Source organism: Pseudoxanthomonas sp. (assembly GCF_027498035.1).
In the GTDB taxonomy this organism is placed as follows: domain Bacteria; phylum Pseudomonadota; class Gammaproteobacteria; order Xanthomonadales; family Xanthomonadaceae; genus Pseudoxanthomonas_A.
The window spans coordinates 1,360,215-1,385,660 of sequence record NZ_CP114978.1 but is presented as its reverse complement, the minus strand read 5'-3'; the positions used below and the strand labels follow the sequence as shown (position 1 = coordinate 1,385,660).

General features: G+C 67.7%; 27 protein-coding genes and 1 pseudogene. 6 read left to right on the top strand and 22 right to left on the bottom strand.

The window, feature by feature from the left end; translation table 11 throughout:
- Window positions 1-2: 2 nt before the first annotated feature.
- The 15 genes from O8I58_RS06060 to O8I58_RS05990 all read right to left on the bottom strand — a co-directional run bounded on the left by O8I58_RS06060 (window position 3) and on the right by O8I58_RS05990 (window position 13,168).
- Window positions 3-785 (bottom strand): carboxylesterase family protein, encoded by a 783-nt coding sequence (locus O8I58_RS06060; protein ID WP_298321505.1) that lies wholly within the window; start codon window positions 783-785, stop codon window positions 3-5.
- A gap of 78 nt (window positions 786-863) precedes the next feature.
- A complete protein-coding gene (locus O8I58_RS06055) occupies window positions 864-1,478 on the bottom strand; it encodes a DUF1294 domain-containing protein (protein ID WP_298321504.1) in 615 nt (204 codons plus the stop codon).
- Between the two features lie 18 nt (window positions 1,479-1,496).
- Window positions 1,497-2,855, bottom strand: coding sequence for a magnesium transporter (gene mgtE / locus O8I58_RS06050; RefSeq protein WP_298321503.1), 1,359 nt, complete (start codon window positions 2,853-2,855; stop codon window positions 1,497-1,499).
- A 293-nt stretch (window positions 2,856-3,148) separates the two neighbouring features.
- Window positions 3,149-4,867, bottom strand: a complete 1,719-nt coding sequence (gene ptsP / locus O8I58_RS06045) for a phosphoenolpyruvate--protein phosphotransferase (RefSeq protein WP_298321502.1) — start codon at window positions 4,865-4,867, stop codon at window positions 3,149-3,151.
- Between the two features lie 113 nt (window positions 4,868-4,980).
- Complete coding sequence (locus O8I58_RS06040; protein WP_298321501.1) at window positions 4,981-5,250, bottom strand: HPr family phosphocarrier protein; 270 nt, start codon at window positions 5,248-5,250, stop codon at window positions 4,981-4,983.
- Window positions 5,243-5,635, bottom strand: a complete 393-nt coding sequence (locus tag O8I58_RS06035; protein WP_298321500.1) for a PTS sugar transporter subunit IIA — start codon at window positions 5,633-5,635, stop codon at window positions 5,243-5,245. Before O8I58_RS06035 ends, O8I58_RS06040 begins: the two co-directional genes overlap by 8 nt.
- 135 nt (window positions 5,636-5,770) lie before the next feature.
- A complete protein-coding gene (gene rapZ, locus O8I58_RS06030) occupies window positions 5,771-6,682 on the bottom strand; it encodes an RNase adapter RapZ (RefSeq protein WP_298321499.1) in 912 nt (303 codons plus the stop codon).
- On the bottom strand, window positions 6,679-7,629 hold the full coding sequence (hprK, locus tag O8I58_RS06025; protein ID WP_298321498.1) for an HPr(Ser) kinase/phosphatase: 951 nt from the start codon (window positions 7,627-7,629) through the stop codon (window positions 6,679-6,681). The genes rapZ and hprK overlap by 4 nt, the downstream gene beginning before the upstream one ends.
- A gap of 144 nt (window positions 7,630-7,773) precedes the next feature.
- Window positions 7,774-8,091: a ribosome hibernation-promoting factor, HPF/YfiA family gene (gene raiA, locus O8I58_RS06020; protein WP_298321497.1), complete on the bottom strand. Its 318-nt coding sequence runs from the start codon at window positions 8,089-8,091 to the stop codon at window positions 7,774-7,776.
- Between the two features lie 167 nt (window positions 8,092-8,258).
- Complete coding sequence (locus O8I58_RS06015) at window positions 8,259-9,707, bottom strand: RNA polymerase factor sigma-54 (RefSeq protein ID WP_298321496.1); 1,449 nt, start codon at window positions 9,705-9,707, stop codon at window positions 8,259-8,261.
- Between the two features lie 53 nt (window positions 9,708-9,760).
- The gene (gene lptB, locus O8I58_RS06010; RefSeq protein WP_298321495.1) at window positions 9,761-10,480 is read right to left on the bottom strand and encodes an LPS export ABC transporter ATP-binding protein; all 720 of its coding nucleotides are present in this window, start codon (window positions 10,478-10,480) and stop codon (window positions 9,761-9,763) included.
- Complete coding sequence (lptA, locus tag O8I58_RS06005; protein WP_298321494.1) at window positions 10,480-11,028, bottom strand: lipopolysaccharide transport periplasmic protein LptA; 549 nt, start codon at window positions 11,026-11,028, stop codon at window positions 10,480-10,482. Before lptA ends, lptB begins: the two co-directional genes overlap by 1 nt.
- Window positions 11,006-11,566, bottom strand: coding sequence for an LPS export ABC transporter periplasmic protein LptC (gene lptC, locus O8I58_RS06000; protein WP_298321493.1), 561 nt, complete (start codon window positions 11,564-11,566; stop codon window positions 11,006-11,008). The genes lptA and lptC overlap by 23 nt, the downstream gene beginning before the upstream one ends.
- Window positions 11,563-12,111, bottom strand: a complete 549-nt coding sequence (locus tag O8I58_RS05995) for a KdsC family phosphatase (RefSeq protein WP_298321492.1) — start codon at window positions 12,109-12,111, stop codon at window positions 11,563-11,565. The genes lptC and O8I58_RS05995 overlap by 4 nt, the downstream gene beginning before the upstream one ends.
- Before the next feature lie 49 nt (window positions 12,112-12,160).
- A complete protein-coding gene (locus tag O8I58_RS05990) occupies window positions 12,161-13,168 on the bottom strand; it encodes a KpsF/GutQ family sugar-phosphate isomerase (RefSeq protein WP_298321491.1) in 1,008 nt (335 codons plus the stop codon).
- Between the two features lie 53 nt (window positions 13,169-13,221).
- On the opposite strand from O8I58_RS05990, the gene O8I58_RS05985 reads away from it, so the two are divergent.
- From O8I58_RS05985 to O8I58_RS05975, 3 genes are read left to right on the top strand one after another with little or no spacing between them, the layout of a single operon-like run.
- Window positions 13,222-13,452, top strand: coding sequence for a BolA family protein (locus O8I58_RS05985; protein ID WP_298321490.1), 231 nt, complete (start codon window positions 13,222-13,224; stop codon window positions 13,450-13,452).
- 36 nt (window positions 13,453-13,488) lie between these two features.
- Window positions 13,489-14,760 (top strand): UDP-N-acetylglucosamine 1-carboxyvinyltransferase, encoded by a 1,272-nt coding sequence (gene murA, locus O8I58_RS05980; protein ID WP_298321489.1) that lies wholly within the window; start codon window positions 13,489-13,491, stop codon window positions 14,758-14,760.
- Window positions 14,757-15,095: a hypothetical protein gene (locus O8I58_RS05975; RefSeq protein WP_298321488.1), complete on the top strand. Its 339-nt coding sequence runs from the start codon at window positions 14,757-14,759 to the stop codon at window positions 15,093-15,095. The genes murA and O8I58_RS05975 overlap by 4 nt, the downstream gene beginning before the upstream one ends.
- Before the next feature lie 52 nt (window positions 15,096-15,147).
- Here O8I58_RS05975 and O8I58_RS05970 read toward each other — a convergent pair.
- The 4 genes and pseudogenes from O8I58_RS05970 to purM form a co-directional block, all read right to left on the bottom strand.
- Window positions 15,148-15,838, bottom strand: a pseudogene (locus O8I58_RS05970) (DUF3108 domain-containing protein).
- A gap of 1 nt (window position 15,839) precedes the next feature.
- Window positions 15,840-16,628, bottom strand: coding sequence for a DUF3108 domain-containing protein (locus tag O8I58_RS05965; protein ID WP_298321487.1), 789 nt, complete (start codon window positions 16,626-16,628; stop codon window positions 15,840-15,842).
- Between the two features lie 20 nt (window positions 16,629-16,648).
- On the bottom strand, window positions 16,649-17,305 hold the full coding sequence (purN, locus tag O8I58_RS05960; RefSeq protein WP_298321486.1) for a phosphoribosylglycinamide formyltransferase: 657 nt from the start codon (window positions 17,303-17,305) through the stop codon (window positions 16,649-16,651).
- Window positions 17,306-17,368: 63 nt separating this feature from the next.
- Window positions 17,369-18,406 carry a phosphoribosylformylglycinamidine cyclo-ligase gene (gene purM / locus O8I58_RS05955; RefSeq protein WP_298322791.1) on the bottom strand — a complete coding sequence of 346 codons (1,038 nt, stop codon included), beginning with the start codon at window positions 18,404-18,406 and terminating at the stop codon, window positions 17,369-17,371.
- A 173-nt stretch (window positions 18,407-18,579) separates the two neighbouring features.
- On the opposite strand from purM, the gene O8I58_RS05950 reads away from it, so the two are divergent.
- From O8I58_RS05950 to hda, 3 genes are read left to right on the top strand one after another with little or no spacing between them, the layout of a single operon-like run.
- Window positions 18,580-19,650, top strand: coding sequence for a DUF2066 domain-containing protein (locus O8I58_RS05950; protein ID WP_345781328.1), 1,071 nt, complete (start codon window positions 18,580-18,582; stop codon window positions 19,648-19,650).
- 34 nt (window positions 19,651-19,684) lie between these two features.
- Complete coding sequence (locus tag O8I58_RS05945) at window positions 19,685-20,842, top strand: AI-2E family transporter (protein WP_298322789.1); 1,158 nt, start codon at window positions 19,685-19,687, stop codon at window positions 20,840-20,842.
- On the top strand, window positions 20,839-21,537 hold the full coding sequence (hda, locus tag O8I58_RS05940) for a DnaA regulatory inactivator Hda (RefSeq protein WP_298321485.1): 699 nt from the start codon (window positions 20,839-20,841) through the stop codon (window positions 21,535-21,537). Before O8I58_RS05945 ends, hda begins: the two co-directional genes overlap by 4 nt.
- A 3-nt stretch (window positions 21,538-21,540) precedes the next feature.
- On the opposite strand, the gene O8I58_RS05935 is transcribed toward hda, so the two are convergent.
- The 3 genes from O8I58_RS05935 to O8I58_RS05925 all read right to left on the bottom strand — a co-directional run bounded on the left by O8I58_RS05935 (window position 21,541) and on the right by O8I58_RS05925 (window position 25,412).
- Complete coding sequence (locus tag O8I58_RS05935; protein WP_298321484.1) at window positions 21,541-23,568, bottom strand: XVIPCD domain-containing protein; 2,028 nt, start codon at window positions 23,566-23,568, stop codon at window positions 21,541-21,543.
- 87 nt (window positions 23,569-23,655) lie between these two features.
- Window positions 23,656-24,390 (bottom strand): N-acetylmuramate alpha-1-phosphate uridylyltransferase MurU, encoded by a 735-nt coding sequence (gene murU, locus O8I58_RS05930; protein WP_298321483.1) that lies wholly within the window; start codon window positions 24,388-24,390, stop codon window positions 23,656-23,658.
- Complete coding sequence (locus O8I58_RS05925; protein ID WP_298321482.1) at window positions 24,387-25,412, bottom strand: aminoglycoside phosphotransferase family protein; 1,026 nt, start codon at window positions 25,410-25,412, stop codon at window positions 24,387-24,389. The genes murU and O8I58_RS05925 overlap by 4 nt, the downstream gene beginning before the upstream one ends.
- Between the last annotated feature and the right edge of the window lie 34 nt (window positions 25,413-25,446).

Sequence of the window (25,446 nt, the reverse complement as noted above, 5' to 3'; positions counted from 1 at the left end):
CCTCAGCGGCGGCGCTGCGCAAACAGCCAGGCCCACATGGCGGGATCGGCGTAGGTCGCGTCCCAGGCGTTGTGGTTGCCCTGCGGATATTCGGTATAGCGCACAGGTGCGCCGACGGCCTTGAAGGCGGCCACCAATTGATGGTCATCGTGGGTGGAAACCACGTCGTCCAGCGCGCCATGGAACAGCCACACCGGCATGCCGTGCAGGCGCTGGGCGATGGCCGCGTATGGATCGGCCGCGCCATCGACCTGGGTCACGCGCAGGCTTGGACGCTCGGGGCGGGGCGGATGCACCGCGCCGCAGACCGGGACCAGCGCGGCGAAACGCTCCGGGGCCAGCATCGCCACTTCCCAGGTGCCGTAGCCGCCCATCGACATGCCGGTGGCGTAGACGCGTTGCGGGTCGGCATCAAATTCGACCCGCGTCGCCTGCTGCGCGGCCAGCGCCACGCGCGCGCTGGTCTGTGTCCACTCATCGTCGCCGGGCACCTGTGGCAGCACCACCAAGGCGGGGAAGTCGCGGGTGTGCTGCCTCAGGTACGGACCGAGCCCGGCATCGAGCTGCGCGCGGTTGTCGTTGCCGCGCTCACCCGAGCCATGCAGGAACAGCACCAGCGCCGGCTTGCCTGCGTATGCGGCGGGCGAGGGCACGAAGACCTGGTAACGGTGGCTTGCGCCATCGACCTGGACCTGGCGTTCGACGAAGTGGCCGGGCATCACCTCACGCGGCTTCGCGCAGGCGCTGAGCAGGCAGGCCAGCAACAGCAGGAGTGCACGTTCCATCAACAGGCAGGTGGGCAGCGGAAAGACCCGAGCCTAGTGGTCCTGACGCAGGCGGGCACGGGGCGCTGCAGCACGCGCTCATGGCGAGGCTGTTTTCCAGATCCAGCAGGCCAGTGCGGCGCAGTGCAGGGCGACGATCCACCAGAAGGCGAGCTGGTAGCTGCGCTTGCGGTTCTTGTGGCGCAGGCTGCGCTGGGCGATCAGTGCGCCGGGCCAGCCACCCAGCAGTTCCATCAGGTGCAGGCTTGCTTCCGGGGTGCGCTGTGCCTGGCGTCCTGCGGCGCGCTTGTCCAGCGCATAGGCGATCCAGGTCACCGCGCTCATCACCAGCACGCCAAGCGCGGCCCAGTCCGGCAGGCGCCCGGACTGCACGGTGCAGCCCAGCGCGATGGCGTAGGCCAGCAACATGGCCCAGCCAGGCCAGCCGCCGTTCCAGCCGCGTGGCGCCTGTTGCGCCCTGCTTGCCTGGGCCGAGGCACTTGGCGGCACGACGCGACGCACCTGGCTGGCTGCCGGCTTGCCATCGCGGCCGGTGCCTGCGGCATAGCGGACCCATTCGCCGACTTCGGGCCTGCGGCCCTGCTGCCGGTAATCGCGGATGTGGAAGAACAGGCGCGGCCCGCCGGCCTGCGGTTGCACGAAGCCGAAGCCGCGTTCGTCATTCCATTCGCTGACCTTGCCCAGCCCGTTCATGCCGTCTTCCGCGATGGCTTACAGCAGGACCAGGGTGGCCAGTCCGAGGAAACTCATGAAGCCCATCACGTCGGTCAGCGTGGTCAGGATGACGCTGCCGGCCAGCGCCGGATCGAAGCCCAGCCGCTTGAGCAGCAGCGGTACGGCCACGCCACCGGCGGCGGCGGTCAGCAGGTTCAGGGTCAGCGCACTGCCGATCACCAGCGACAGGCCCGGCTGGCGGAACCAGACCAGCACGATCAGTCCCAGCAGCGTGCCCAGGCCCAGGCCGTTGATCAGCGCCACGCCCAGCTCCTTGCGCAACAGGACTCCGACGTTGGACGCGCCGATCTGGCCCAGCGCCAGGCCGCGGATCATCAGCGCCAGCACCTGGGTGCCGGCGTTGCCACCCATGCCGGCGACGATGGGCATCAGCGCGGCCAGTGCGACCAGCTTGGAGATCGTGCCTTCGAACTGGCTGACCACCGAGGATGCGATGAACGCGGTGCCCAGGTTGATGCCCAGCCACAGCATGCGGCGGCGGAACGCGCGGCGGATCGGCGAGAACAGGTCCTCGTCTTCGTCCAGGCCGGCGGCGCTCATGGCCTGGTGCTCGGCCTGGTCACGGATGATGTCCACCACGTCGTCGATGGTGATGCGGCCGAGCAGGATGTTGTTGTCGTCCACCACCGGGGCCGACACCCAGTCATGGTCGGAGAACTGGCGGGCCACTTCCGACGAGCCTTCCTGCACGTCGATGGCCGGTTGTTCGTCGTCGACCAGGCGGTTGATCGGGGTGGATGGTTCGTGGGTGACCAGCGCCGCCAGCGGCACGCGGCCGAGGTACTGGTGCTTCTTGCTGACCACGAACAGGTAGTCGGTGTGGTCGGGCAGCTCGCCGCGCAGGCGCAGGTAACGCAGCACCACTTCGACGTTGACGTCGGTGCGCACGGTGACCACGTCCGGGTTCATCAGGCGCCCGGCCGAATCCTCCGGATAGGACAGCACCTGTTCCAGGCGCTCGCGGTTCTCGCGGTCCATCGACTTGAGGACTTCGTCGATGACCGTATCGGGCAGGTCTTCAACCAGGTCGGCCAGGTCGTCGATGTCCAGGTCTTCGACCGCGGCGATGATCTCGTCCGGGTCCATCTCGGCCAGCAGGCTTTCGCGCACTTCCTCGCCGACGTGGACCAGCACTTCGCCATCGTCTTCCGGGTCGACCAGGCCCCACACCACTTCGCGCTTGCCCGGCGGCAGTGATTCGAGCAGGTTGCCGATCTCGGCAGGCGACAAGGTGTTGACCAGCCGCCGCACCGGGCCAAGACGGCCGCTGTCCAGCGCATCGGACAGCAGGCGCAGCTGTCGCGCGGTCTTGTCGTGGCGGACGGCTTCTGCCATGCGCGTGGCCCCTGTGCGGTCGGTGGAAGCACCGCGCCGCCGGGAGACGATGCGCTGCAGATCAGGTGTTCATCGCGGCATTATCCCCTCCGCTGCCGGGAAAGGACACCCTTGGGCCTGCGTGTGGCAGCCTGGTTTGCGTTGGTAGCGCCGGTTCCGCGCGATGGATGCCATGCAGGTGGGCAGGCATGTGCGGCGGTATCGACGGATGTGGCGGCGCCGATGTAGCACGACGGAAAAAACGCCTGCACGCCCGGATCGGGAAACAACGCCACGCAGGTGGCTGGCGTGGTTCAGCCGCCGACTTTTTCCAGCCAGCGTTCGATGCCGGCGCGGTCGCGGGCCTTGAGCAGCTTGTCGGCGGCCCCGAGCAGTGCGCCCTGGTCGTGGTCGCGGATGGTACGGCGCAGCTCCAGCATGTTCGACGGATGCAGGCTGAAGTGTTCCAGCCCCAGCGCCAGCAGGATCGGCGCCATCGCTGCATCGCCGGCGATCTCGCCGCAGATGGCGACCTGCTTGCCGTGTTCGCGGCCGGCCCGCAGCACCATGTCCAGCAGCCGCAGCAGGGCCGGGCGCAGCGGTGAATAGAGTTCGCCCAGCGCATCGTTGTTGCGGTCGGCGGCCAGCAGGTACTGGACCAGGTCGTTGGTGCCGACCGACAGGAAATCCACCAGGTCGATGAAGTGCTCGACGCAGATCGCCGCCGAGGGCACCTCGATCATCGCGCCCAGCGGGACCTCGGCGGCGACTTCATGGCCTTCCTTCCTCAGCTGCGTGGTCAGGCGCTTGAGCCGCTTGCGCACCTGCAGCAGTTCCTCGCGCACGCTGACCATCGGTACCAGCACGCGCACCGGGCCGTAGCCGGACGCGCGCAGGATCGCGCGCAGCTGGGTATCGAACACATCGCCGTGGGCCAGCGACAGGCGCACGCCGCGCAGGCCCAGGGCCGGGTTCTCTTCGCCACGCAGGGCCAGGCCGGTGCGGTCGGCCTTGTCCGCGCCCAGGTCCAGCGTGCGGATGGTCACCGGGCGCCCGCTCATGCCCAGCACCACGTCGCGATAGGTGCGGAACTGTTCTTCTTCGTCTGGCAGTTCCTTGCGCTGCAGGAACAGGAATTCGGTGCGGTACAGGCCAATGCCGGCTGCGCCCAGGGCATGCGCGCGGGCCACGTCCTCGCGCGATTCGGCGTTGGCGTGCAGAGCGATATCCACGCCGTCACGGGTGCGGGTGGGTTTGCTGCGCAGGCGGCCGAGTTCGCGCTGTTCCTTCGCCGCGTCCTTCTGGCGCTGGCGGAAATCGCGCAGGTCGTTCGCGGATGGGTCGACCACCACTTCGCCGGTGTCGCCATCGACGATCAGGGCATCGCCGTCGTTGATCTTCTGCAGGACGTGCGCGGCGCCGACCACCAGCGGCATGTGCAGGCTGCGCGCCAGGATCGCGCTGTGCGAGAGCGTGCTGCCGGTGGAGGTGACCACCGCCACCACGCCTTGCGCCTGCAGTTGGGCCAATTCGGAGGGCGCCACGGTATCGGTGACCAGGATTTCGCCGGCCAGGCCTTCGGCATCGGCGGCGCGACTGTGCAGGTGCGCGTGGATGCGTCCGATCACATGGTCCAGGTCGTCCATGCGGCTTTTCAGGTAGGCGTCGTCCATGTCCTGGAATACGGCGGCCAACCGGTCACGCTGCAGGCGCAGCGCGTAGTCGGCGCCGTAGCGCCCCTTGCGGATCAGGTCGTCCAGGCCATGCAGCAGTTCCGGGTCGTCCAGCAGCAGCGCGTGCAGGTCGAGGAATTCGCCGACTTCGCGGGCCAGGGCGCCATGCAGACGTCGGCGCAGGTCGTGCATTTCTTCGCGGGCCGCCGCGACGGCCGCATGCAGGCGGGACACTTCGCCTTCGACCTCGCTGGCGCGGATGCGCTGCTCGGCTACGTCCAGTGCATGCGGCAGGCGCACCCGCGCACGTCCCAGGGCGCTGCCGCGCGAAGCCCCATGGCCCGGCAGCAGCCGACGCATCAGGGGCGACCCACGCGAAGGGGGCGGGCCGTTGGGATGGTCGTGTCGAACGAGCACAGGCCGCTTCTGCGGCAGCACTCCCTACCATCCACGCGAGGGAGTGGCGACACGCCTTAGCCTTCCTCGTCGAAGCGCCGTTCGAACAGGGCCGCGATGGCGTCCATGCAGGCCGCTTCGTCCTCGCCATCGGTGCGCACGGTCACCGCCGTGCCCTGGCCGGCGGCCAGCAGCATCACGCCCATGATGCTTTTGGCGTTGACCTGGCGGCCCTTGGCCGCCAGCGTCACGTGGCTGCGGAAGGGCGCCACCACCTGCACCAGCTTGGCGGTGGCCCGGGCGTGCAGGCCCAGTTTGTTGGTCACGGTGAGGTCGCGTTCAAGCATCGTCGAGGATGGCTCCATTTCGTGTGCCGGCCGCCGCGGTGGCCGGGAGTTCGTCCAGTCCCTGTTCCGGGTAGTTCATCACCCGCAGCAGCATCGGCAGGCTCAGCGCCGAGACCCGGCGTACCGGCGTCCCCAGGCGCGCGACCTTGCCGGCCAGGTTGCTGGGCGAGGCGCCATACAGATCGGTCAACACAAGCACGCCGTTGCCGCCGTCCACACGCCGCAACGCAGCAGAGGCCTGCGGCAGGAGTGTCTCCAGGTCAGCATCGAAGGGGACTTCGAACGCTTCGGTTTTCAGGGGCAGGTTGTGCAGCAGGCCATTGGCCACCGCCAGGAGCGATGAGCCGATGCCGGGATGGGTGATGAGCAGGACGCCGCAGGTCATGGTGCAACGTTAACAGGTCGATGCGGCTTGCATCGACCTGTCCGGGCGGGTTTCTTCATCCCGCGCCGCATCTTTCTTTTTTGCGTAGCGAGGAAAACGTTTGCGTGCAGGTGCAGGTGCAGGTGCCTGCGCCTGCTAGTCCAGTTCGCGGTGGAAGGTGGCGACCTGTTCCCAGCCCTGGTTGCGGGCGTGTTCGGCCATGCGCTCGGTCAGGTAGACCGAGCGGTGCTTGCCACCGGTGCAGCCGAAGGCCACGGTGACGTAGCTGCGGGTCTCGTCGCGCAGGCGCGGCAGCCAGGTGTCCAGGAAATCGCTGACCTGTCCGACGTAGCGCGCCACATCGGACTGGGCATCCAGGTAATCGCGGACCGGGCCGTCACGGCCGGTGAGCGGGCGCAGCTCCGGTTGCCAGTGGGGGTTGGGCAGTACGCGCGCGTCGAACACGAAGTCCGCATCGCCAGGCACGCCGCGCCGATAGGCGAAGGATTCGAACAACAGGGACGGCGCGTCGCCACTGTCAAAGGCGAACTCGCCGACCACGCGCCGGCGCAGCTGGTGCACGTTGAGTTGGCCGGTGTCGATGATGACGTCGGCTTCCAGCCGCAGCGGCATGGTGATCTCGCGTTCGCGGGCGATCGCCTCGGGCAGCGACAGCCCGCCATGGCTCAGCGGGTGGCGGCGTCGGGTGTCGGAATAACGGCGCAGCAGCACATCGTCTTCGGAATCGAAGAACACCAGCCTGGCTTCAATGCCCAGCCGCGCCACCGCCGCGCGCCACTGCGCCAGCTTGGACAGGTCGCTGTGGCGCGCGCGCACGTCGATGCCCACGGCGACCTTCTGCGGCAGGACGTCCTCGCGCATCAGGCTGCGGATGAAGTCCGGCAGCAGTTCGATGGGCAGGTTGTCGACGCAGTAGTAGTCCAGGTCTTCCAGTGTCTTGAGCGCCACCGATTTTCCCGAGCCGGACAGGCCGCTGACAATCAGCAGCAACGGCGCCTGCGCGGGCCTGGCTTCGACCGAAGGATTTTCCGGTCCGGTCGTGTTCATGGCGTGCTGCGCTCCAGCAGGTTGCTGTGGCGGGCGATGAACATCGCCGCCGGGTCGATGCCCTTGGTGCGCAGGATGTGCAGGCGCGTGGCCGCTTCGGTCAGCACCGCGAGGTTGCGGCCAGGCATCACCGGCAGGGTGATCAGCGGTACGTCCAGGTCCAGTACGTGGCGGCTGCCGGAGTCGCCGGTCAGGCGTTCGTAGCCGTGGGGATTGGGCTCGGTCATCGGCCGGGTCAGGTGCACGATCAGGCGCAGGTACTTGTTCTTCTTCACCGCGGTGTCGCCAAACATGTCGCGCACGTTGAGCACGCCCAGGCCACGGACTTCCAGCAGGTCCTGCAGCAGTTCGGGACAGGTGCCGTCCAGCACGTCCGGTGCGATCTGGGTGAACTCGGGGGCGTCGTCGGCGACCAGCCGGTGGCCGCGGGTCAGCAGTTCCAGGGCCAGTTCGCTCTTGCCCGAACCCGCCTCGCCGGTAATCAGCACGCCGATCGAATAGATCTCCATGAAGACGCCGTGCAGCGTCACCCGCGGCGCCAGCGTGCGGGCCAGGTGATAGGACAGGAAGTTCAGCAGTTCGTGGCCGCGGCGCGGCGAGGACCACAGCGGTGTCTCCGATTCCTCGGCTGCCGCGCGCAGGTCTTCCGGGCAGGCCTGGTTCTTGCTGATCACCAGTGCCATGGGCCGGTCGGCGACCATGCGTTCGATGGTTTCCCAGCGCTGGCGCGAGTCCAGGCCATCGAGCCAGGCCATCTCCTCGGTGCCCAGGATCTGGACCTTGTTGGGATAGATCGCGTTGAGATAGCCGGCCAGCGACGGACGCCGCTTGACCTTGCCGGTGGTGTCGATCTGGCGCGTGCCGCCTGCGCGACCGGCCAGCCAGCGCAGGGCCAGCTTCTCCTTCATCTGGTCAAACAGCTCGCTCGCGGAGATGCTGGAGTTCATGGGGTCACGACAAGGCGGAAGCAGCCCCGATGATACGACGCGCCGATGGATCGCCGAACCGCGCGTGCGCTGCGTGCCTGGGCTGGAACGAAAACGGCGACCTTGCGGTCGCCGTTGTTCACACCTGTCGCGGGATCGAGAGACTCAGTCGGCATTCTCGCCGCGCGGGCCGCGCTGGCGGTCGATCTGCTTGCGCTTGTGCTTGAGGACCAGGCGGTCGAGCTTGTCGGCCAACATGTCGATGGCGGCGTACATGGTCTCGGCACCGGCATCGGCGTGCAGGGTGCGGCCGGAGAAGTTGATCGTGGCTTCGGCCACGTAATCGGGCTTGGAGAACCCCAGTTGGGTGCGGCATTCGAGCGGCTGGTCGAAATGTCGTTCAAGGCGCTTGAGTTTCGTCTCGACATAGTCACGAAGTGCGGGTGTCACTTCCATCGACTGGCCGTAGGTCTCGATTCGCATCGCATTTGTCTCCTGCAGTGGTTGTTGCGTCGGTTGTTTGGGACAAACCGGAGTGGTCTGGGGTTCCTTGCTGGCTCCTTCTGGGCTGGGTGGATGTTCAGTTGTGCGACCGGTCGTCCGGTTTCAAAACTGGCAGGCGGCGACTGAACCGGCTGCCACTGTGGACCTCATGCCATGCGTACGCGTTCGTGCGACGACAGGATGTCCATGGCTTCACGATACTTCGCCACCGTGCGCCGCGCCACTGGCACGCCTGACGATTTCAACAGGTCGGCGAGCTTGGCATCGGACAGCGGTTTACGTGGGTTTTCGGCGTCGATCAGCTTGCGGATCATCGACTGGATGGCGGTGCTGGAGGCTTCGCCGCCGCCTTCGGTGCTGACGCCGGAGGCGAAGAACGCCCGCAGCGGCAAGGTTCCGCGCGGGGTGCGCACGTACTTGCGGGCGATGGCGCGTGAAACGGTGGATTCATGCAGGCCGACTTCGCCCGCGACCTCACGCAGGGTTAGCGGACGCAGGGCCTGTTCACCGAACTCCAGGAAGCCGGCCTGCTGGTGGATCAGGCAGCGGGTGACCTTGAGCAGCGTGTCGCCACGCGCTTCCAGGCTCTTGAGCAGCCAGCGTGCCTCCTGCAGGTGTCCGCGCAGGTAGCCTGCGTCGGATTCATTGCACTGGCGGATCATCGACTCGTAGCCGCGGTGGATGGTGACCTTGGGCAGGTGCTGGCTGGCCAGGGCGGCGCGCCACACGCCGCGCTGGCGCCAGACCACGCAGTCGGGCACCACGTAGGTGTCCTGGGTCAGCTCGCCGATCTGCACGCCGGGCTTGGGGTCGAGCGAACGCAGCAGGGCGATGGCTTCCTCGACTTCGCCCTGGGGGCGCTTGAGCTCGCTGGCCAGGCCGGCCACGCCGCTGCGCGGCAGCTTTTCCAGCAAGGGGCCTTCGGCGATCAGCAGCGCCAGGGCGCGGCCGGCGGTCTCGGGTGACAGCACCCCCAGCTGCAGGCGCAGGCACTCGCCCAGCGAGCGTGCGCCGACCCCGACCGGATCGAAGCGCTGCAGCTGGCACAGCACGGTGTGGATCTCGTCTTCGCTGGCGCTGACTTCCGGCAGCAGGGTCTGGGCGATGTCGAGGAAAGGCGTGCGCAGATAGCCATCGTCTTCGATGGCGTCGATCACCGCCGCACCGATCCGGCGATCGCGCTGGGACAGGTGCGACAGATGCAGCTGCCACAGCAGGTGGTCCTGCAGGGTGTCCGATTCGGCCACGCGTTCGGCCGCGCTGCCCATGTTGTCGTCGTCGTCGAACGAGCCGCCGGAGGACGAGCCGCCCATCTCGGTGGGCCAGGGGCTTTCATCGGGCTGCCAGTCGTCGCTTTCGGGCTGGCGTTCGGGGGCTTCGGCCTGGAGGCGCTCGGCTGGTTCATCGCCGCCATTGGCTTGCGGCGCGTCGGGGATGGTGTTCTCGGCCCAGTCGAGCAGGGGGTTGGTTTCGACCGCCTCGGCGATCTCGGCTTCCAGCTCGGTCGTGGACATCTGCAACAGGCGGATGGCCTGGCGCAACTGGGGTGTCATCACCAGTTGCTGGCCCATCGATGTCTGGAGACGTGGTTTCATCCGGAAGATCCGTGAAGCGGTGGATGCGGCAACACCGGCCACACCACCTGGCATCACAACCGGAAGGTGTCTCCCAGGTATACGCGGCGTACGTCGGCGTTGGCCAGCAGTTCGTCCGGTGCCCCCTGCGCCAGCACGCTGCCTTCAGCGAGGATATACGCCCGGTCGCAGATTCCCAAGGTTTCGCGGACATTGTGGTCGGTGATGAGCACGCCGATGCCGCGGTCCTTGAGGTGGGTGATGATCCGCTGGATCTCGCCGACCGAGATCGGATCCACGCCCGCGAAGGGTTCGTCCAGCAGCATCAGGCGCGGTTTGGCAGCCAGGGCGCGGGCGATTTCCACGCGACGGCGCTCGCCACCGGACAGGCTGGCGCCCAACTGCTCGGAGACGTGGGTGATCTGCAGTTCGTCCAGTAGCGATGCCAGTTCCTTTTCCGCGCCATCGCCATCCAGATCGTCGCGCAGTTCCAGCACCAGGCGGATGTTGTCGGCCACGGTGAGCTTGCGGAACACCGAGGGTTCCTGTGGCAGGTAGCCCACGCCGAGCTTGGCGCGGTGGTACATCGGCTCGCTGGTGATGTCCTGGCCGTCCAGCAGGATGGTGCCGGCATCGGTGGAGACCAGCCCGACGATCATGTAGAAGCAGGTGGTCTTGCCGGCGCCATTGGGGCCGAGCAGGCCGACCACTTCACCCGGTTCCAGGGTCAGTCCGAAATCGGTGACGACCTTGCGCTGCTTGTAGCTCTTCTTCAGTCCCTGGGCCGAGAGCATTACTTGGCCCCCGGCTTGGCGGGCGTCGCCGCCGGCGTGGCCGGCGCCTTGGCCTTGGGCTGGATCACCGTGTGCACGCGCGTGCCGTCGCCGCCACTCTGCATGCTGCCGGTCACGGTGTTGTAGACCATCTTCTGCCCGGCGTTGGTGCCCTTGGGCGAGGTCACCTTGTAGTTGCCGGTCAGGGTGACGATGTTGTTGACCATGTCGTAGTCGATGGTGTCGGCCGTGGCTTCGACCGGCGTGCCGTCGTCGTTGATCTGTTTCAGCCGGGCCTGCTTGCCGGTGAATACGCCGCGCACGGTGTCACCTCCCTTGCGGAAGATCTGGCCCTTGCTGGCATGCACTTCCAGCGTGCCCTGGATGATCACCACGTCGCCGACCAGGTTGGTCACGCCATCGGCGGCAGCGGTGCCGTCCTGGCTATCGGACTGGATATCCATGGGCTGGTTGCGATCGGACTGCTTGGCCTGCGCAGCGCCCGCCATCAGCAGCGATGCGGCCACCAGCAGGCCTAGGCTGACCTTATTGCGCGGATTTGGGGACATAGCGCGATTTCACCTTGGACTTGAATTTGTATTGTTGGGTCTGCGAGTTGATTTCAAAACCCGTGCCGGCCACGGTCACGCCGGGCTGGGTCAACACCACGGGCTGGTCGGTGCTGGCCAGGTGCTGGTCGGGAAAGATGTCCAACCGGCTGGTCTTGAAGTCCGTGGGTGCGCCGACGCCGGGCGGGCTGTTGCCCACGACGTCATCGCGCAGGATGGCTTTCTCGCCCTTGGCGGCAACCCAGGCGGTCTTGCTGCGCATTTCCATATGGGCGCCGCTCTTGTCGGGAATCAGGAACAGCGGCGTGGTGATGGCATAGGTTTGGTCGGCCGCGGTGCGGTGCATTTCCGGCGCGCGCAGGGTGACCGACTCCTTGCCGTCCTTGTCCAGGGCGACCATTTCGAAGTCATGCATGATGTAGTCGGACTGCGCGGCCTGGCCGGTCGTTTGCGGTTTCTGGCGGTTGTCCCAGGCCGACCAGCCGAACAGCAGCAGTGCGACCAGCAGCGCGATGCCCAGTCCCGTGCGCCAGTTCACGCGGCGCCATCCTGCAGCAGTTCGCCCACGTGGCCTTGCGCGGCCAGGACCAGGTCGCAGGCCTCGCGCGCCGCGCCCTTGCCGCCACTGGCCTGCGTACGCCAATGCGCGGCGGGTGCGACCCAGGCATGCACGTTGTCCGGGACGATCGCCAGCCCGACCTGGCGCAACGTGGTCAGGTCGGCCAGGTCGTCGCCCATGAACAGCACCTGGTCCAGGTCGAGCTTGCGTTCGGCGCACATGGCGGTGACGTGGGACAGCTTGTCCTTGACGCCCTGGTGCACGCCGATGCCCAGCTCGCGGGCACGGTGTTCGACCACCTGGCCGCTGCGGGCGGTGACCAGTGCCACTTCGATGCCGTTGCGGCGCAGCAGCACCAGCCCCAGGCCGTCCTGCACGTGAAAGGTCTTGCCTTCCTGCCCGGCGGCATCCAGGAACAGGCCGCCGTCGGTCAGCGTGCCATCGACATCGAAACAGGCCAGGCGCACGCGTGCGGCGCGCTGCAGCAGCTCATCGGTGACGTCGTGGAGATGGGAGTGGGGCATCGGGACAACTTGGTTGGGAAGGGCGGTTGAAACGTTAAGGCAGTGGCTCTTACACCACGCGTGCGCGCAACAGGTCGTGAACATTGAGCGCGCCGGTGACCCGGCCGTCCGCGTCCACCACGATCAGGCCGCTGCCGATATTGCGGGTTTCCAGCAGGCGTGCGGCCTCGGTGGCCAGCGCCTGGGCGCCGATGGTGACCGGGTTGCGAGTCATCACCGAGGCGATGGCCGTGGTGTGGATGTCCAGGCCGGCCGTATCCAGGGCGCGACGCAGGTCGCCGTCGGTGAAGATGCCCAGCAGCGTCCTGTCGACATCGATCACGGCGGTCATGCCCAGGCGCTTGCGGCTCATTTCCACCAGCGCCTGGGCCAGGGTGGCATCGGCGGCCACGGCGGGGACTTCGTCGCCGGTGTGCATCACATCGCTGATGTGCAGCAACAGCTGGCGGCCCAGGCTGCCGGCCGGATGCGAGCGGGCGAAATCCTCCGAGGTGAAACCGCGGGCTTCCAGCAGGGCTACCGCCAGCGCATCGCCCATGGCCAGGGTGGCGGTGGTGCTGCTGGTCGGGGCCAGGTGCAGCGGGCAGGCTTCGGCCGGGACGCTGACATCCAGGTGCACGTCGGCGGCGCGGGCCAGCGTGGACGCCGGCTTGCCGGTCATGGCGATCACCGCGTTGCCCTGGCGCTTGAGCAGCGGCAGCAGCATCAGGATTTCGTCCGATTCGCCGGAATAAGAGATCGCCAGCACGATGTCGGTGTCGGTGATCATGCCGAAGTCGCCATGGCCGGCTTCGCCCGGATGGACGAAGAACGCCGGGGTGCCGGTCGAGGCCAGGGTCGCGGCGATCTTGCGTGCGATATGCCCGGACTTGCCCATGCCCATGGCCACCACGCGGCCCGAACCGGCCAGGATCTGCCGGCAGGCGGCCGAGAACGGGCCATCGATGCGCTGGGCCAGCGCGGTCAGCGCATCGGCTTCGATCTGCACGGCGCGCCGGCCACTTTCGGCCAGGGCGGCATCGTCTGCAGGAACGCTGTGCTGCGCGTTGGAAGGCATCGGGTCAGGTGTCGTCGGCGTAGAATGGCGGGCCATTTTAGGAGGAAAGGTCGTTGGACGCCGAAACCATCCGTGAACTCATCGAAACAGGCCTTCCCGGCGCCAAGGCGCAGGTGCAGGGGGATGACGGCGTGCATTTCGAGGCCACCGTGGTGTCCGACGCCTTCAAGGGCAAGCTGCCGCTGGCCCGCCACCGCCTGGTCTACGCCACGTTGGGCGAGCTGATGGGCGGTGCCATCCACGCCCTGCAACTCAAGACCGTCACCCCCGACGAAGCCGCCTGAGCGCTGCTTCGTCCCTTCGCGGAAACCCCAAGCTCCATGCAGAAGATCCTCGTCAACGGTGGCGCCCCGCTCAATGGCGACGTCACCATCTCCGGCGCCAAGAACGCCGTCCTGCCGATCCTGTGCGCGACCCTGCTGGCCGATGGGCCGGTGGAGATCAGCAACGTGCCCAACCTGCACGACGTGGTCACCACCACCAAGCTGCTGGCCGAGCTGGGGGCCGGCATCAGCATCGATGAAGGCACCATCGCCAAGGGCCGCAGCATTACCGTCGATGCCACCACCGTCAGCCGCTTCGTCGCGCCCTACGAGCTGGTCAAGGTCATGCGCGCCTCGATCCTGGTGCTAGGCCCGCTGCTGGCCAAGCACGGCGCGGCCGTGGTGTCGCTGCCCGGCGGCTGCGCGATCGGTTCGCGTCCGGTCGACCAGCACATCAAGGGCCTGCAGGCGCTGGGCGCGGACATCACCGTGGAGAACGGCTACATCAAGGCGCGCGCCGCGCGCCTGAAGGGCCGGCGCTTCGTGTTCGACATGGTCACCGTCACCGGCACCGAGAACGTGATGGCTGCCGCGGTCCTGGCCGAAGGCACCACCATCCTGGAAAACGCGGCGATGGAACCGGAGGTCACCGACCTGGCGGTGTTCCTCAATACGCTGGGCGCGAAGATCGAAGGCGCCGGTACCTCGCGGATCGTCATCCACGGCGTCGAGCGACTGGAAGGCGGCCGCCATTCGGTGGTGCCCGACCGCATCGAGACCGGTACCTTCCTGGTCGCCGCGGCGATGACTGGCGGTAAGGTCACGGCGCGTCGCGCGCGTCCGGACACGCTGGAAGCAGTGCTGGACAAGCTGAAGGAGGCTGGCGCCCACATCGAGACCACCGACGACAGCATCACCCTGGACATGCAGGGCCGCCGGCCGAAATCGGTCGACCTGACCACCGCGCCATACCCGGCGTTTCCCACTGACATGCAAGCGCAGTTCATGGCGCTCAACTGCGTGGCCGATGGCGTGGGCGTGATCAACGAGACGATCTTCGAAAATCGCTTCATGCACGTCAACGAGCTGCTGCGCCTGGGCGCGGACATTCGCGTCGAGGGGCATACGGCCATCGTCCGCGGCGTTGAACGCCTGGGCGGCGCACCGGTGATGGCGACCGACTTGCGGGCATCGGCGTCGCTGATCCTGGCGGGTCTGGTGGCAGACGGCGAGACCCTGATCGACCGCATCTACCACCTGGATCGCGGCTACGAGAACATCGAAGAAAAGCTCGGCGCCCTCGGCGCCACCATCCGGCGCGTGTCATGAGCAACTGGAAGCGACGCTTCTCCAAGGCCAGCTTCTCCCCGCGTCGGCGGGCGACGCTGACGCTGGTGGCGATCCTGTTGCTGGCGGTGGCCTGGATGGGCTACATCCACGCGGCGGGGCTGAGCGGCATTTCCAGCAAGGACATGGACTGGAACGGTGACGGCCAGGTCAGCGGCACCGAGATCGCCCAGTCCTATTACGCCGTGGTGGTCGACAAGACGACCGAAGGCAACCGCACCTGCACCACGTACAAGTGGTGGCGCGGCGGCAAGGAAATCCGCGTCGAATGCCGCACCGAGCTGCATCCGGATGCGGCGGCCACCGAAAAGAAGTAAACAAAAACCCCGGGCAAGCCCGGGGTTTTTCGTGGTGCCCTGAGGTCGTCGCTTACTTGAACGAGGTCATGACCAGGTCGTAGGAATCCTGGCCATTCTCGCGCTGCAGGATGCGCGCCGGCACCGGCATGCCCGGCACCACCCACACGATCATCTGCTTCTTGCCTTCGGTCTGGCTGACCTTGGTGGCGCTGACCTGCTTGCCGGCCACGGTGATCGTTTCCTGGCCGCTGACCTGGTAGGTCATCGATGCGGCCTTGCCGTTTTCCAGCATGCGGTAGTTGAGCGGCTTGCCGGCGTGGACGTCGCGCACGATCGCCAGGTTCACCAGCAGCGCGTCCATGTCGCCCGGCTGCAGCGCGATGGGGCCCTTGCGGTTGTCCTTGATGTCACCGCTCCAGGTGGCCTGCTTGCTGGACCAGTCGTAGTTGGTCTTCACCGACTTGCTCTTGACCAGGACCAGCGAGCTGTCGCTGGAGGACAGGGGGCGGAAGGCGCCGTCGCTTGTCTTCGAACGTGGTGGACTGGGTCAGGTTGACCAGCTGGTTGCGCACGGACATGTCGTACTTCCACTTGCCCGCGCCCTGCGGGGTCAGCGTCATCTGGCCATTGCCCTGCATGCCCATGGCGCTGGCCTGGTAGGTGGCGGTGAATGCGTCCAGGGCGAAGGCCGGCGCGGTGGCCAGGGCAAGCACGGTGGCCGCGGCCAGCAGCTGCAGCGGGCGGGTGAGGTTGGTTTTCATGTCATTGCACTCCCTGGTAATCGATGAGGCGCAGATCGATGGCGTCTTCGCCATCATCGCGTTGGAGCATGCGCACCGGCGTGGGGACGCCGTAGGCCACCCAGAAGATCTGTTCGCGGTCGCCGCCATTGCTGCGCTGGATGCGCATGGCGTCGTAGCTGAGTTCGCCGACCGGGACGATCTCGGTCTGCGCGCCCACCACGTACTGGTACTGCCGCGCGCGGCCGTTGTCGACCACGCGGTAATCCATGTTCGCGCCGAGCTTGGCGTCGCGCATGATCGCCAGGTCCAGCAGCAGCGAACTCATGTCGCCCGGCTGCAACGGCACCGGTGCGCGCCGGTCCTTGTCGACCTTGCCGTCCCACTGGGCGGTGTTGGCGTGCCAATCGTAGGTGCCGGTCTGCTGCTTGTCGCCGAAGATCGCCTTGCGCACCGTGCTCTGGCTCAGCGGGCGGAACTGGTCGTTGTTGGCGCCATTGACGTCGAACACCGTGCTCTGCTGGATGTTGAGTCGCAGCAGGCTGGCCACGCCGCGTTCGCCGCGGATCTCAAGATCCATCCGCCACTGGTTGCCGTCCTTGTGCAGCACCTGCAGCGTGGCATCACCGGCGCGCTTGCCCTTGTACCAGGCCTCGTAGGTGGCGGTGAACGGGGCCAGCTTCCACGGGATGTCCTCCGCCGGTGCCTGTCCGGCGTCCGCAGATGCCGGTGCCGGGACGACGGGTGCGTCCTGGGCGAAGGCGGGAACAGCACAGGCCAGGAACAGAAGGCCGCCGATCAGCTTGGTCATCTGAGAAGGTCGCGAGAGGGTTACGGCATAAGCCGATCGTGGGAATCTAGTGTCAAGGGCGTAAACATCGGCTGACCATCGACACATGCCGTGCCGTCACGTTCAGCCAGCCGCCCTGACACGGCCAGTTGCAGTACTGCCGGCAGCAGCCGATGTTCCATCGCCAGCACGCGCGCGGCCAGGCTTTCCGGGGTGTCGTCGGGGGCGACAGCCAGGCGGGCCTGGGCAATGACGGTGCCGGCGTCCAGCTCGGGAATGACGAAATGGACGCTGCAGCCATGCTCGGCATCGCCGGCGGCCAGCGCCGCGGCGTGGGTGCGCAGGCCGCGGTGGCGCGGCAGCAGTGACGGATGGATGTTGAGCATGCGTCCCGCGAAGCGCTGCACCAGTGCATCGCCCAGGATGCGCATGTAGCCGGCGCAGACGATCCAGTCCGGCCGGGCGGCCTCGATGGCATCGCCCAGGGCCTGTTCGTAGGCCTCGCGGCTGTCGAAGTTGGCGGGTTTGGCGCTCCAGCGCAGCGCCGGTGGGACCTGTTGCAGCACCGCGGCGTCGGGCTTGTCGGAGAACACCCCGACCACCTGCGCCGGCAGGCGACCGGCCTCGATCGCGCCGATCAGCGCGCGCAGATTGCTGCCGCGGCCAGACGCCAGCACGGCGATGCGCGCCTGGCTCATGCGATGGTCGCGGTCGGGCAGTGCGGGGGACGCTGCGGCAGAGCCGGCTTCAATGTGGCGAACTCAGCCGATCTTCACCCGTTCGCCGGTGCCGGCGGGCACCACCTTGCCGATCTGCCAATGGCCGATGCCGGCGGTGTCCAGGCTGGCTTCCAGCGCGGCGACGCTGTCCTGGGAGGCGATCAGCACGAAGCCGATGCCGCAGTTGAAGGTGCGCCACATCTCGCTGTCGGCCACGGCGCCTTCGGTCTGCAGCCACTGGAACAGCGGCGGGAAGGTCCACGAGGACGCGTCGATGTCCAGGCCCAGGCCGTCGGGCACCACGCGGATGATGTTTTCGGTCAGGCCGCCGCCGGTGATGTGGGCCATGGCGTGGATCGGCTTGCCGGCGCCGGCGCCATGGGTGCGCAGCAGCTCCAGGATCGGCTTCACGTACAGCGTGGTTGGCGCCATCAGCGCGTCTTCCAGGGTCACGCCGCCGCCCAGGTCGAGCGAGCCCGGACGGCCGGCACGGTCATAGATGCGGCGGATCAGCGAGTAGCCATTGGAATGGGCGCCGGACGAAGCCAGGCCGATCAGCACGTCGCCGTCGCGTACGGCGCTGCCGTCCAGCATCTGCGATTTTTCGACCGCGCCGACGGTGAAGCCGGCCAGGTCGTATTCGCCCGGGGCATACATGTCGGGCATCTCGGCGGTTTCGCCGCCGATCAGCGCGCAGCCGGACAGCTCGCAGCCCTTGGCGATGCCGCCGACCACGGCCACGGTGGTCTCGATGTCCAGCTTGCCGGTGGCGAAGTAGTCCAGGAAGAACAGCGGCTCGGCGCCCTGCACCAGCACGTCGTTGACGCACATGCCGACCAGATCGATGCCGATGGTGTCGTGGCGGCCCAGCTGCTGGGCCAGCTTCAGCTTGGTGCCCACGCCGTCGGTGCCGGACACCAGCACGGGCTCCTTGTACTTGCCGGACAGGTCGAACAGGGCGCCGAAGCCACCCAGGCCGCCCATCACTTCCGGACGGAAGCTGCGCTTGACCAGCGGCTTGATGCGTTCGACCAGTGCGTTGCCGGCGTCGATGTCCACCCCGGCGTCGCGGTAGGTCATGGGCGTGGAGGCGGGCGGGTTGGACTGGGTCACGAGGCGGGCCGGTGGGAAGAGTGGACGCCCATTTTAAGGGATGCGTGGCCTGCTTCGCGCCCCATGTGAACGGTCCGTGCTGGCGGCGACTGCCCATTCGGGCAACAATCCCCCCGGATTCGCTGTTCACAGGACGCTCGATGCGCCGTTTTCCCGCTTTCGCCGCTGCCGCCCTTCTTTTCCTGAGCGCTTTGCCCGCGCTGGCCCAGGACGACATGCGCACCGAGGGGGATGTGGCCAAGGCCCAGGGCCTGTACGAGGCCGAGGTCACCGTGGCCAGCCAGGCGGAAAACGACCGCAACGGCGGGTTCGCCCGCGCGCTGGGCCAGGTGCTGGCCAAGGTCAGTGGCGACAAGGGGGCAACTGCGCGTCCGGGCGTGGCCACCGAGCTGCGCAACGCCAAGAATTACGTTGATGGCTATGACTACCGCCAGGACCAGGGCACTTCGGCTGGCGGTGCGCCGACCTTCCGGACCACCTTGATCGCCCGTTTCGACCAGCAGAAGGTCGATGTGCTGGCCAGCGTGCTGGGTCTGCCGGTGTGGCCGCAGCCGCGGCCCAAGCCGGTGGTGTGGCTGGCGATCGATGACGGCAGCGGCCCGCGCCTGGTCAGCCTGCAGCAGTCGGCGGCGGCGCGTCCGCTGCTGGACCGGGCGGTGGATCGCGGTTACCGGTTGGGCCTGCCGCAGGGCTCGGCGGCCGAAACCGCGTTGGCCGGTTCGATCTGGCGCGGTGACATCGCCGCGGTGAGTCGGGCCTCGGCCCGCTACGCGCCGCCGATGCAGCTGGTGGGCAAGCTGTACCGCGGCAAGTCCGGCTGGGTGGCGGACTGGAATTTCGTCGATAACGGCAAGGTCCTGGCCACCTGGTCGACCGACAACGCCGATGCGCGCCAGGCCATGGCCAGCGGCGCCGACGGTGCGGCCGATGCGCTGGTCAAGCGCTATGCCAAGCAGGCCGTCGGCGGTGCGCCGGGCACCTACCGGGTGATCGTCAGCGGCATCCGCAGCAGCGAGGACTACCTGCGCCTGTCGGCCGCCCTGCAGCAGGCCGCGGTGGTGCGCCGGATCGCGCCGGTGCGCGCGGACGGCGACACGCTCGAACTGGATCTGGATCTGCTGAGCGGCGTCGATGGCCTGAAGCGGATGCTGGGCGAAGATGGCCCGGTCGTCGGCGGCGACGGCAACCCGGCCGTGTTCCACCTCAAGTGATTCCCCACAGCTCCACCAGGACGGTAAACGCATGATCATTGAAGATCCGCAGCAGGTCATCGCGCAGTTCCTGCGCCGGCTGCAATGGGCCGCCGTGGCTGCCGCGGTGATCTGGCTGGTGTGGATCCTGTCACCGGTGCTGACGCCGTTCGCGGTCGCGGCGATCCTGGGCTGGATGGGCGACCCGCTGGTGGACCGGCTGGAGCTGCGCGGCTGGTCGCGCAACACTTCGGTGGCGGTGGTGTTCTTCGTGATGCTGCTGGTGCTGGTGATCGTGCTGCTGCTGCTGGTACCGCTGATCCAGGACCAGGTCACCACGCTGATCCAGTCGCTGCCGCGCTACCAGCACTGGATCTACACGGTGGCCGTGCCGTGGCTGGAGGCTAGGTTCAACGTGCGCATCGCCGATTACCTGGATTTCACCCATGTCTGGGAGCTGCTGCGCAGCAACTGGGAGCGCGCCGGCGGCGTGGCCCGGACCTTGTGGGGTTATGTGTCGCGTTCGGGTTTCGCGCTGTTCGGCTGGATGGCCAACCTGATCCTGATCCCGGTGATCGCCTTCTTCTTCCTGCGCGATTGGGACCTGATCGTGGGCCGGGTGGCGTCGATGGTGCCGCGCGATCACATCGGCACGGTCAGCCGGCTGGCGGCCGAATCCAGCGACGTGCTGGGTGGTTTCCTCAAGGGCCAGCTGCTGGTGATGATCATCCTTGGCGTGCTGTATGGCGCCGGATTGTGGGCGGTGGGCCTGGACCTGGGCATCCTGATCGGCCTGATCGCCGGCCTGCTGACCTTCGTCCCGTACCTGGGGCCGACCAGTGGCGTGGCCATGGGGCTGATCGCCGCGCTGATGCAGTACGGCGACGTGAAGCACCTGGTGCTGGTGTCGATCGTGTTCGGCATCGGCCAGGTGATCGAAAGTTACGTGCTGACCCCCAAGCTGGTGGGCGACCGCATCGGCCTGCACCCGGTAGCGGTGATCTTCGCCGTGCTGGCCTGTGGCCAGCTGTTCGGCTTCCTGGGCATGCTGCTGGCCCTGCCGATCGCGGCGGTGATCAACGTGCTGCTGCGCTACGCGCACGAGCGCTACACCCACAGCCAGCTCTACGCCGGCGGGCCGCCGACGATCCTGCTGGATCCCCAGCACGCCTCCATCGAATCCCCGCAGTCGCAGGGTCCTTCCCAGCCATGAGCGTGCCGCAGTTGCCGCTGGCGCTGCGGACCCCGCCGGACCAGCGTTTCGATAGTTTCATCGGCGCGCCGGCCGGCGCGCTGGAGCAGTTGCAGGCCCTGGCGCAGGCGCCCGAGTCGGACTGGCTGTACCTGTCGGCCGCGCATGGCGCCGGCAAGACCCATCTGGCATTGGCCGCCTGTGCTTCGGCTGCCGAGGTCGGGCGTGTCGCGGCATACCTGCCGCTGCACGCGGCGCGCGGTTACGTGCAGCAGGCGCTGGATGGCCTGGAGCGCAATGCGCTGGTGGTGCTGGACGGTCTTGAGGCCATTGCCGGCGACCGCGCCGACGAGATCGCCCTGTTCGATTTCCACAATCGCGCCCGCGCTGCCGGCATCGGCCTGCTCTACACCGCGGCCGATCTGCCTGACGAAATCGGTTTGCTCCTGCCGGACCTGCGTTCGCGCCTGGGGCAGTGCAACCGCATCGTGCTGCGGGCGCTGGACGACGTCGGTCGCGCGGCCTTGCTGCGCGACCGTGCCAGCCGGCGTGGACTGGCGTTGGAAGATGCTGCCGTGGACTGGATGCTGACCCGCACCGCGCGCGAGCCCGCGCAAATGGTCGAACTGGTCGAACGCCTGGACCGTGCCTCGCTGGCCGCCCAGCGCCGGGTCACCGTGCCGTTCCTGCGGCAGGTGCTTGCCGGCGAGGCCTGAGCGTCAGCGTGCCGCGATGGCGGTGTCGCGCTCGGGTGTCCCGAGTGCCTGTGCAAGGTCGGTTTCAAGCTGGCCGGCGCGCTGGGAGCTGTCGGCGACGCTGTGGCTGATGGCCTGTTCGCGGTCCACGTAGATCCGGCGGGCGGCTGCGGCGTTGGCATCGGATGGATCGCGATCCATGGCGAAGATGGCCTTGCCGCCGTCGATGGCGGCGACGCGGGCAATCGTGGGCAGGCCGGAAGCTTTCGCTTCGACCACCAGCTGGCCGGCGGCGCGCTCCAGTTCGGCATGATCGGCGAACTGGATGTGGCGCGACCTGACTTCGTCTTCCAGCCCGGTCACGGCCGCGCGGTACATGGGGTAGTCGGCGTGGCGTTCGTCGGACATCGGCAGGGCCAGCGCGCCCTGGCTGGCGTCGGTGGCCACCTGTTTCGGTGAAGGCTCGGCGGTGGCCGTCGTGGGCACGGCGTCTGGGCTGGTCCGGGCGGTACCTGCTTCGGCGGCGCGGGTATCGAGGGCTTCGCGGAACTGCCCTGAATCTAGCTGCACCTGGCCGATGATGCCGGCCAGCGTCGAGCCGGTGCCGTCGGCCTGGCGCGCTGCGGCGGCAATCGCCTTGGCATCGAAGTCGAAGAACTCGATCTGGCCCTGCGCATTGCGCGCGGCCATCTGCAGCTGTTCGCCGTCCTTGCCGGTGAGGGCGGCGATGTCGCTGTAGCCGGCCTGGGCCAGGTTGCGTCCGACCAGGGCTTCGGTGGCATCGGCGGCCTGGTGGGCGGTGAGCTTGGAGAGATCCAGTTGACCCAGGCTGGCCTGCAGCGCGGTGTCCAGATCGACGCTGCCGTAGCGGGCGCGCTCCTCGGCAGACAGCCCGGCCAAGGTCTGGGCGTCGGGCAGGAACAGGGTGGGGTCATGCCGGGCCAGGTCGGTGAGTTCGCCCGGCGAGAGCTGGCCCGAGCGCATCAGGGTGTCCAGGCTGCCGGTGACGCGGGCGGTGTCGACCAGGGTGTCGAGGGTGCCTTCGTGGCGGTATTCATCGACCAGATGGCCGAGGGTCTTCAGGCCCAGCGCGCTGGTGTCGTCGTCGCGGCCGATTGCGGCGCTGGCATGGCCCATGACGTTCTTCAGGCCTTCCACCTCGTCCAGCGAGACGCTCTTGAGGACGCTGGCCAGGCGGTCCAGGGCTTCGGCCTGCGCCACTGGCCACATGCCGGTGAACAGCGAAATGCCACGTTCGCCGGCGAACTGGGCCAGGTAGTCGCCTTCGGTCCCCGCCAGCTTGGCCTGCAGCAGGCCGGTTTCCCAGTTGCCCAGCTTGTCCAGCGCTTGTTCGGTGACCTGGTCGAACAGCTTGCCGGGCAGGGTCAGCTCTTCGGTCATGCGCAGGCGGGCGAAGGTGGTGATGGTGTCGCGGTAAGGCTCGTCGGAGACGAAGCGGTAGATCACCTTGCCTGCCGCGGCCACATCCTCGACCGTGTGGACGGCGCTCATCACCGGCGCGCTGACGGTCTTGTAGGCGGTGCTGGCCAGGGCGACCGGGGCTTCCACGGTGCGGGCGAGTACACGCGCCAGGAGGCCGGCGTTCGGGTCGCTGGCCGTGGCATGCGCCCACTGGCCGACCTTGTCGAAGGTCTTGCGGATGGTGTCGTCGATCTTTTCCACCGCATGGAAAAGCCCGCGGAAGAACCCGGAGATACCGCGGCCTGCTTTCTCGGTCGCATCCTCGAAGGCGCTGTCGGTGACGCCGGCATCGTCCAGGGCACGTTCGAAGCGGTGCGCCTCGCGCTTGTCCAGCTGCTGTTCGATGGCCTCGATCAGTGGCTTGACCTTGCGGTGACCTGGGTAGCCCGGCACGGCGACCATGTCGCGGACCAGCGCCATGGCATCGATGCCACCGATGCCGCGGTGTTCCAGGATCAGGCGATCCGCCTGTTCGGCCCCGGCAGCGTCGCCTGCGGCCTGCGCTGCGCGCCGGGCCAGCGCCTGGGCGGTGGTGAGGGCTGAAACCTGCATTCCATTTGCTGCGGCCATGGCACGACTCCTGTGCGCTGCTCATCCTGAGGGATGTGCCGATCCTAACCGCCAGGCACCCATGCCGCCACGCCACGTGGCCTGTGTCTAACGCGGGGTGTGACCGGATTCCGCTGCCAGCTGCGCGTCCAGCTCCGCCAGTCGCTGCGGCGTGCCCACGTCGGTCCACCGCCCGGGATGACGCTGTCCGCTGACGGCGTTGCGGCGCATCGCCGCCCGCAACAGGGGCGCCAATGGAAAGCGCGGCGGCTGTCCGTCCAGGCCCGGACTGGTGCTGGATTCGAACACCTTGTGCCAGTCGCGCAACACGCTGGGGCGATAGACGCCGATGCCTGAATAGGTGAAGTTCGCCGCCGAATCGCTGCGCGGCTGCAGCAGGCCGGCGGCATCGAAATGGAAGTCGCCACGCGGGTGGTGCGGCGGGTTGTCGATCATCACCAGGTGCGCGTCGCCGGCCGGCTCGCGCGGTAGCGTGGCGAAATCAAAATCAGTCCAGACGTCGCCATTGACCGCCAGGAACGGCGCATTGCCCAGCAGCGGCAGCGCGTGCAGCATGCCGCCGCCGGTTTCCAGTGGCACCGCGCCCTCGGGCGACCAGATGATGCGCACGCCGAACGCACTGCCATCGCCCAGCACTTGCGGGAAGCGCTCGGCCAGCCAGCTCAGGTTGATCACCACCTCGGTGATGCCCATCGCGGCCAGCTTGCGCAGATGCCAGGCGATCAACGGTTGCCCGCCGACTTCCAGCAATGGCTTGGGCGTGCTGTCGGTGAGTGGGCGCATGCGCTCGCCAAGTCCTGCGGAAAAGACCAGTGCCTTCATGCGGCGCGCGCCTGCAGGGCGGGGCGGATGTGGTTGTCGAGCAACTGCTGCAACGGCTGCAGCTGCGGATGGCGCGGCAGGACTTCGTCCAGGTAGGTGATGAAGCGCGGCAGGTCCGGCAGGTACTGCGATTTGCCGTCGCGATAGTGCAGGCGGCAGAAGATGCCCAGAATCTTCAGATGGCGCTGGATGCCCATCCAGTCGGCATCGCGCAGGAAGGTCTGCGGCGATGCCGGCACAGGCATGCCCGCCGCCAGCGCACGTGTGTGGTAACGCAGCAGCCAGCCATCCACGCGCGCCAGCGGCCAGCTCAGGAAGGCATCTTTCAGCATGCTCACGGCGTCATAGGCCACCGGACCGATCACGCAGTCCTGGAAATCCAGCACCGCTGGCCCTGGCTGCACGGGCATCAGGTTGCGCGGCATGAAGTCGCGGTGGGTCAGCACCTTGCGCTGCGACAGGGCGTTGTCCATCAAGCGGCGCTGGACCAGTTCCAGGCCATCGCTCAGATCGCAGTCCAGGGTGATGCCCAAGTGGCGGCGCAGGAACCATTCCTCAAACAGGCCGGCATCGCGCTGCAGCAGGGCCTCGCCGAACACGCTGGTGCCTTCCGGCGGGGTGATCGCCTGCAGCTTCAGCAACTGGTCGATGGCGGCATCGATCCAGGCATCGGCATCGGATGGGTCGCGGGCCAGCGTCTGGGCCAGCGTGGGCTGGCCGAGGTCTTCCAGCAACAGGAGGCCGGCCTCGACATCGCGGGCCAGGATCTGCGGAAGCCGCACGCCGCCGTCGGCCAGCACCGCGTGCCAGTGCAGCCATGGCCGCACGTCTTCCAGTTCTGGTGGGGAGTCCATCACGATCCGTGGCGTCCCCGTACTGGAAGTCCGCCAATAACTGCGTTGGCCGGCGTCGATACTGGCCCGCTCCAGTGATGCCTGCGGGTCTTCCAGGGCCGCGCGTGCCCACTGCAATCGCTGCGTGCCGCGCACTGTAATGGCCTGTGAAGATGACGTGTCGTTCATGCGCCATGCCGCATTAAGGTTCGGGTGCGCAGGG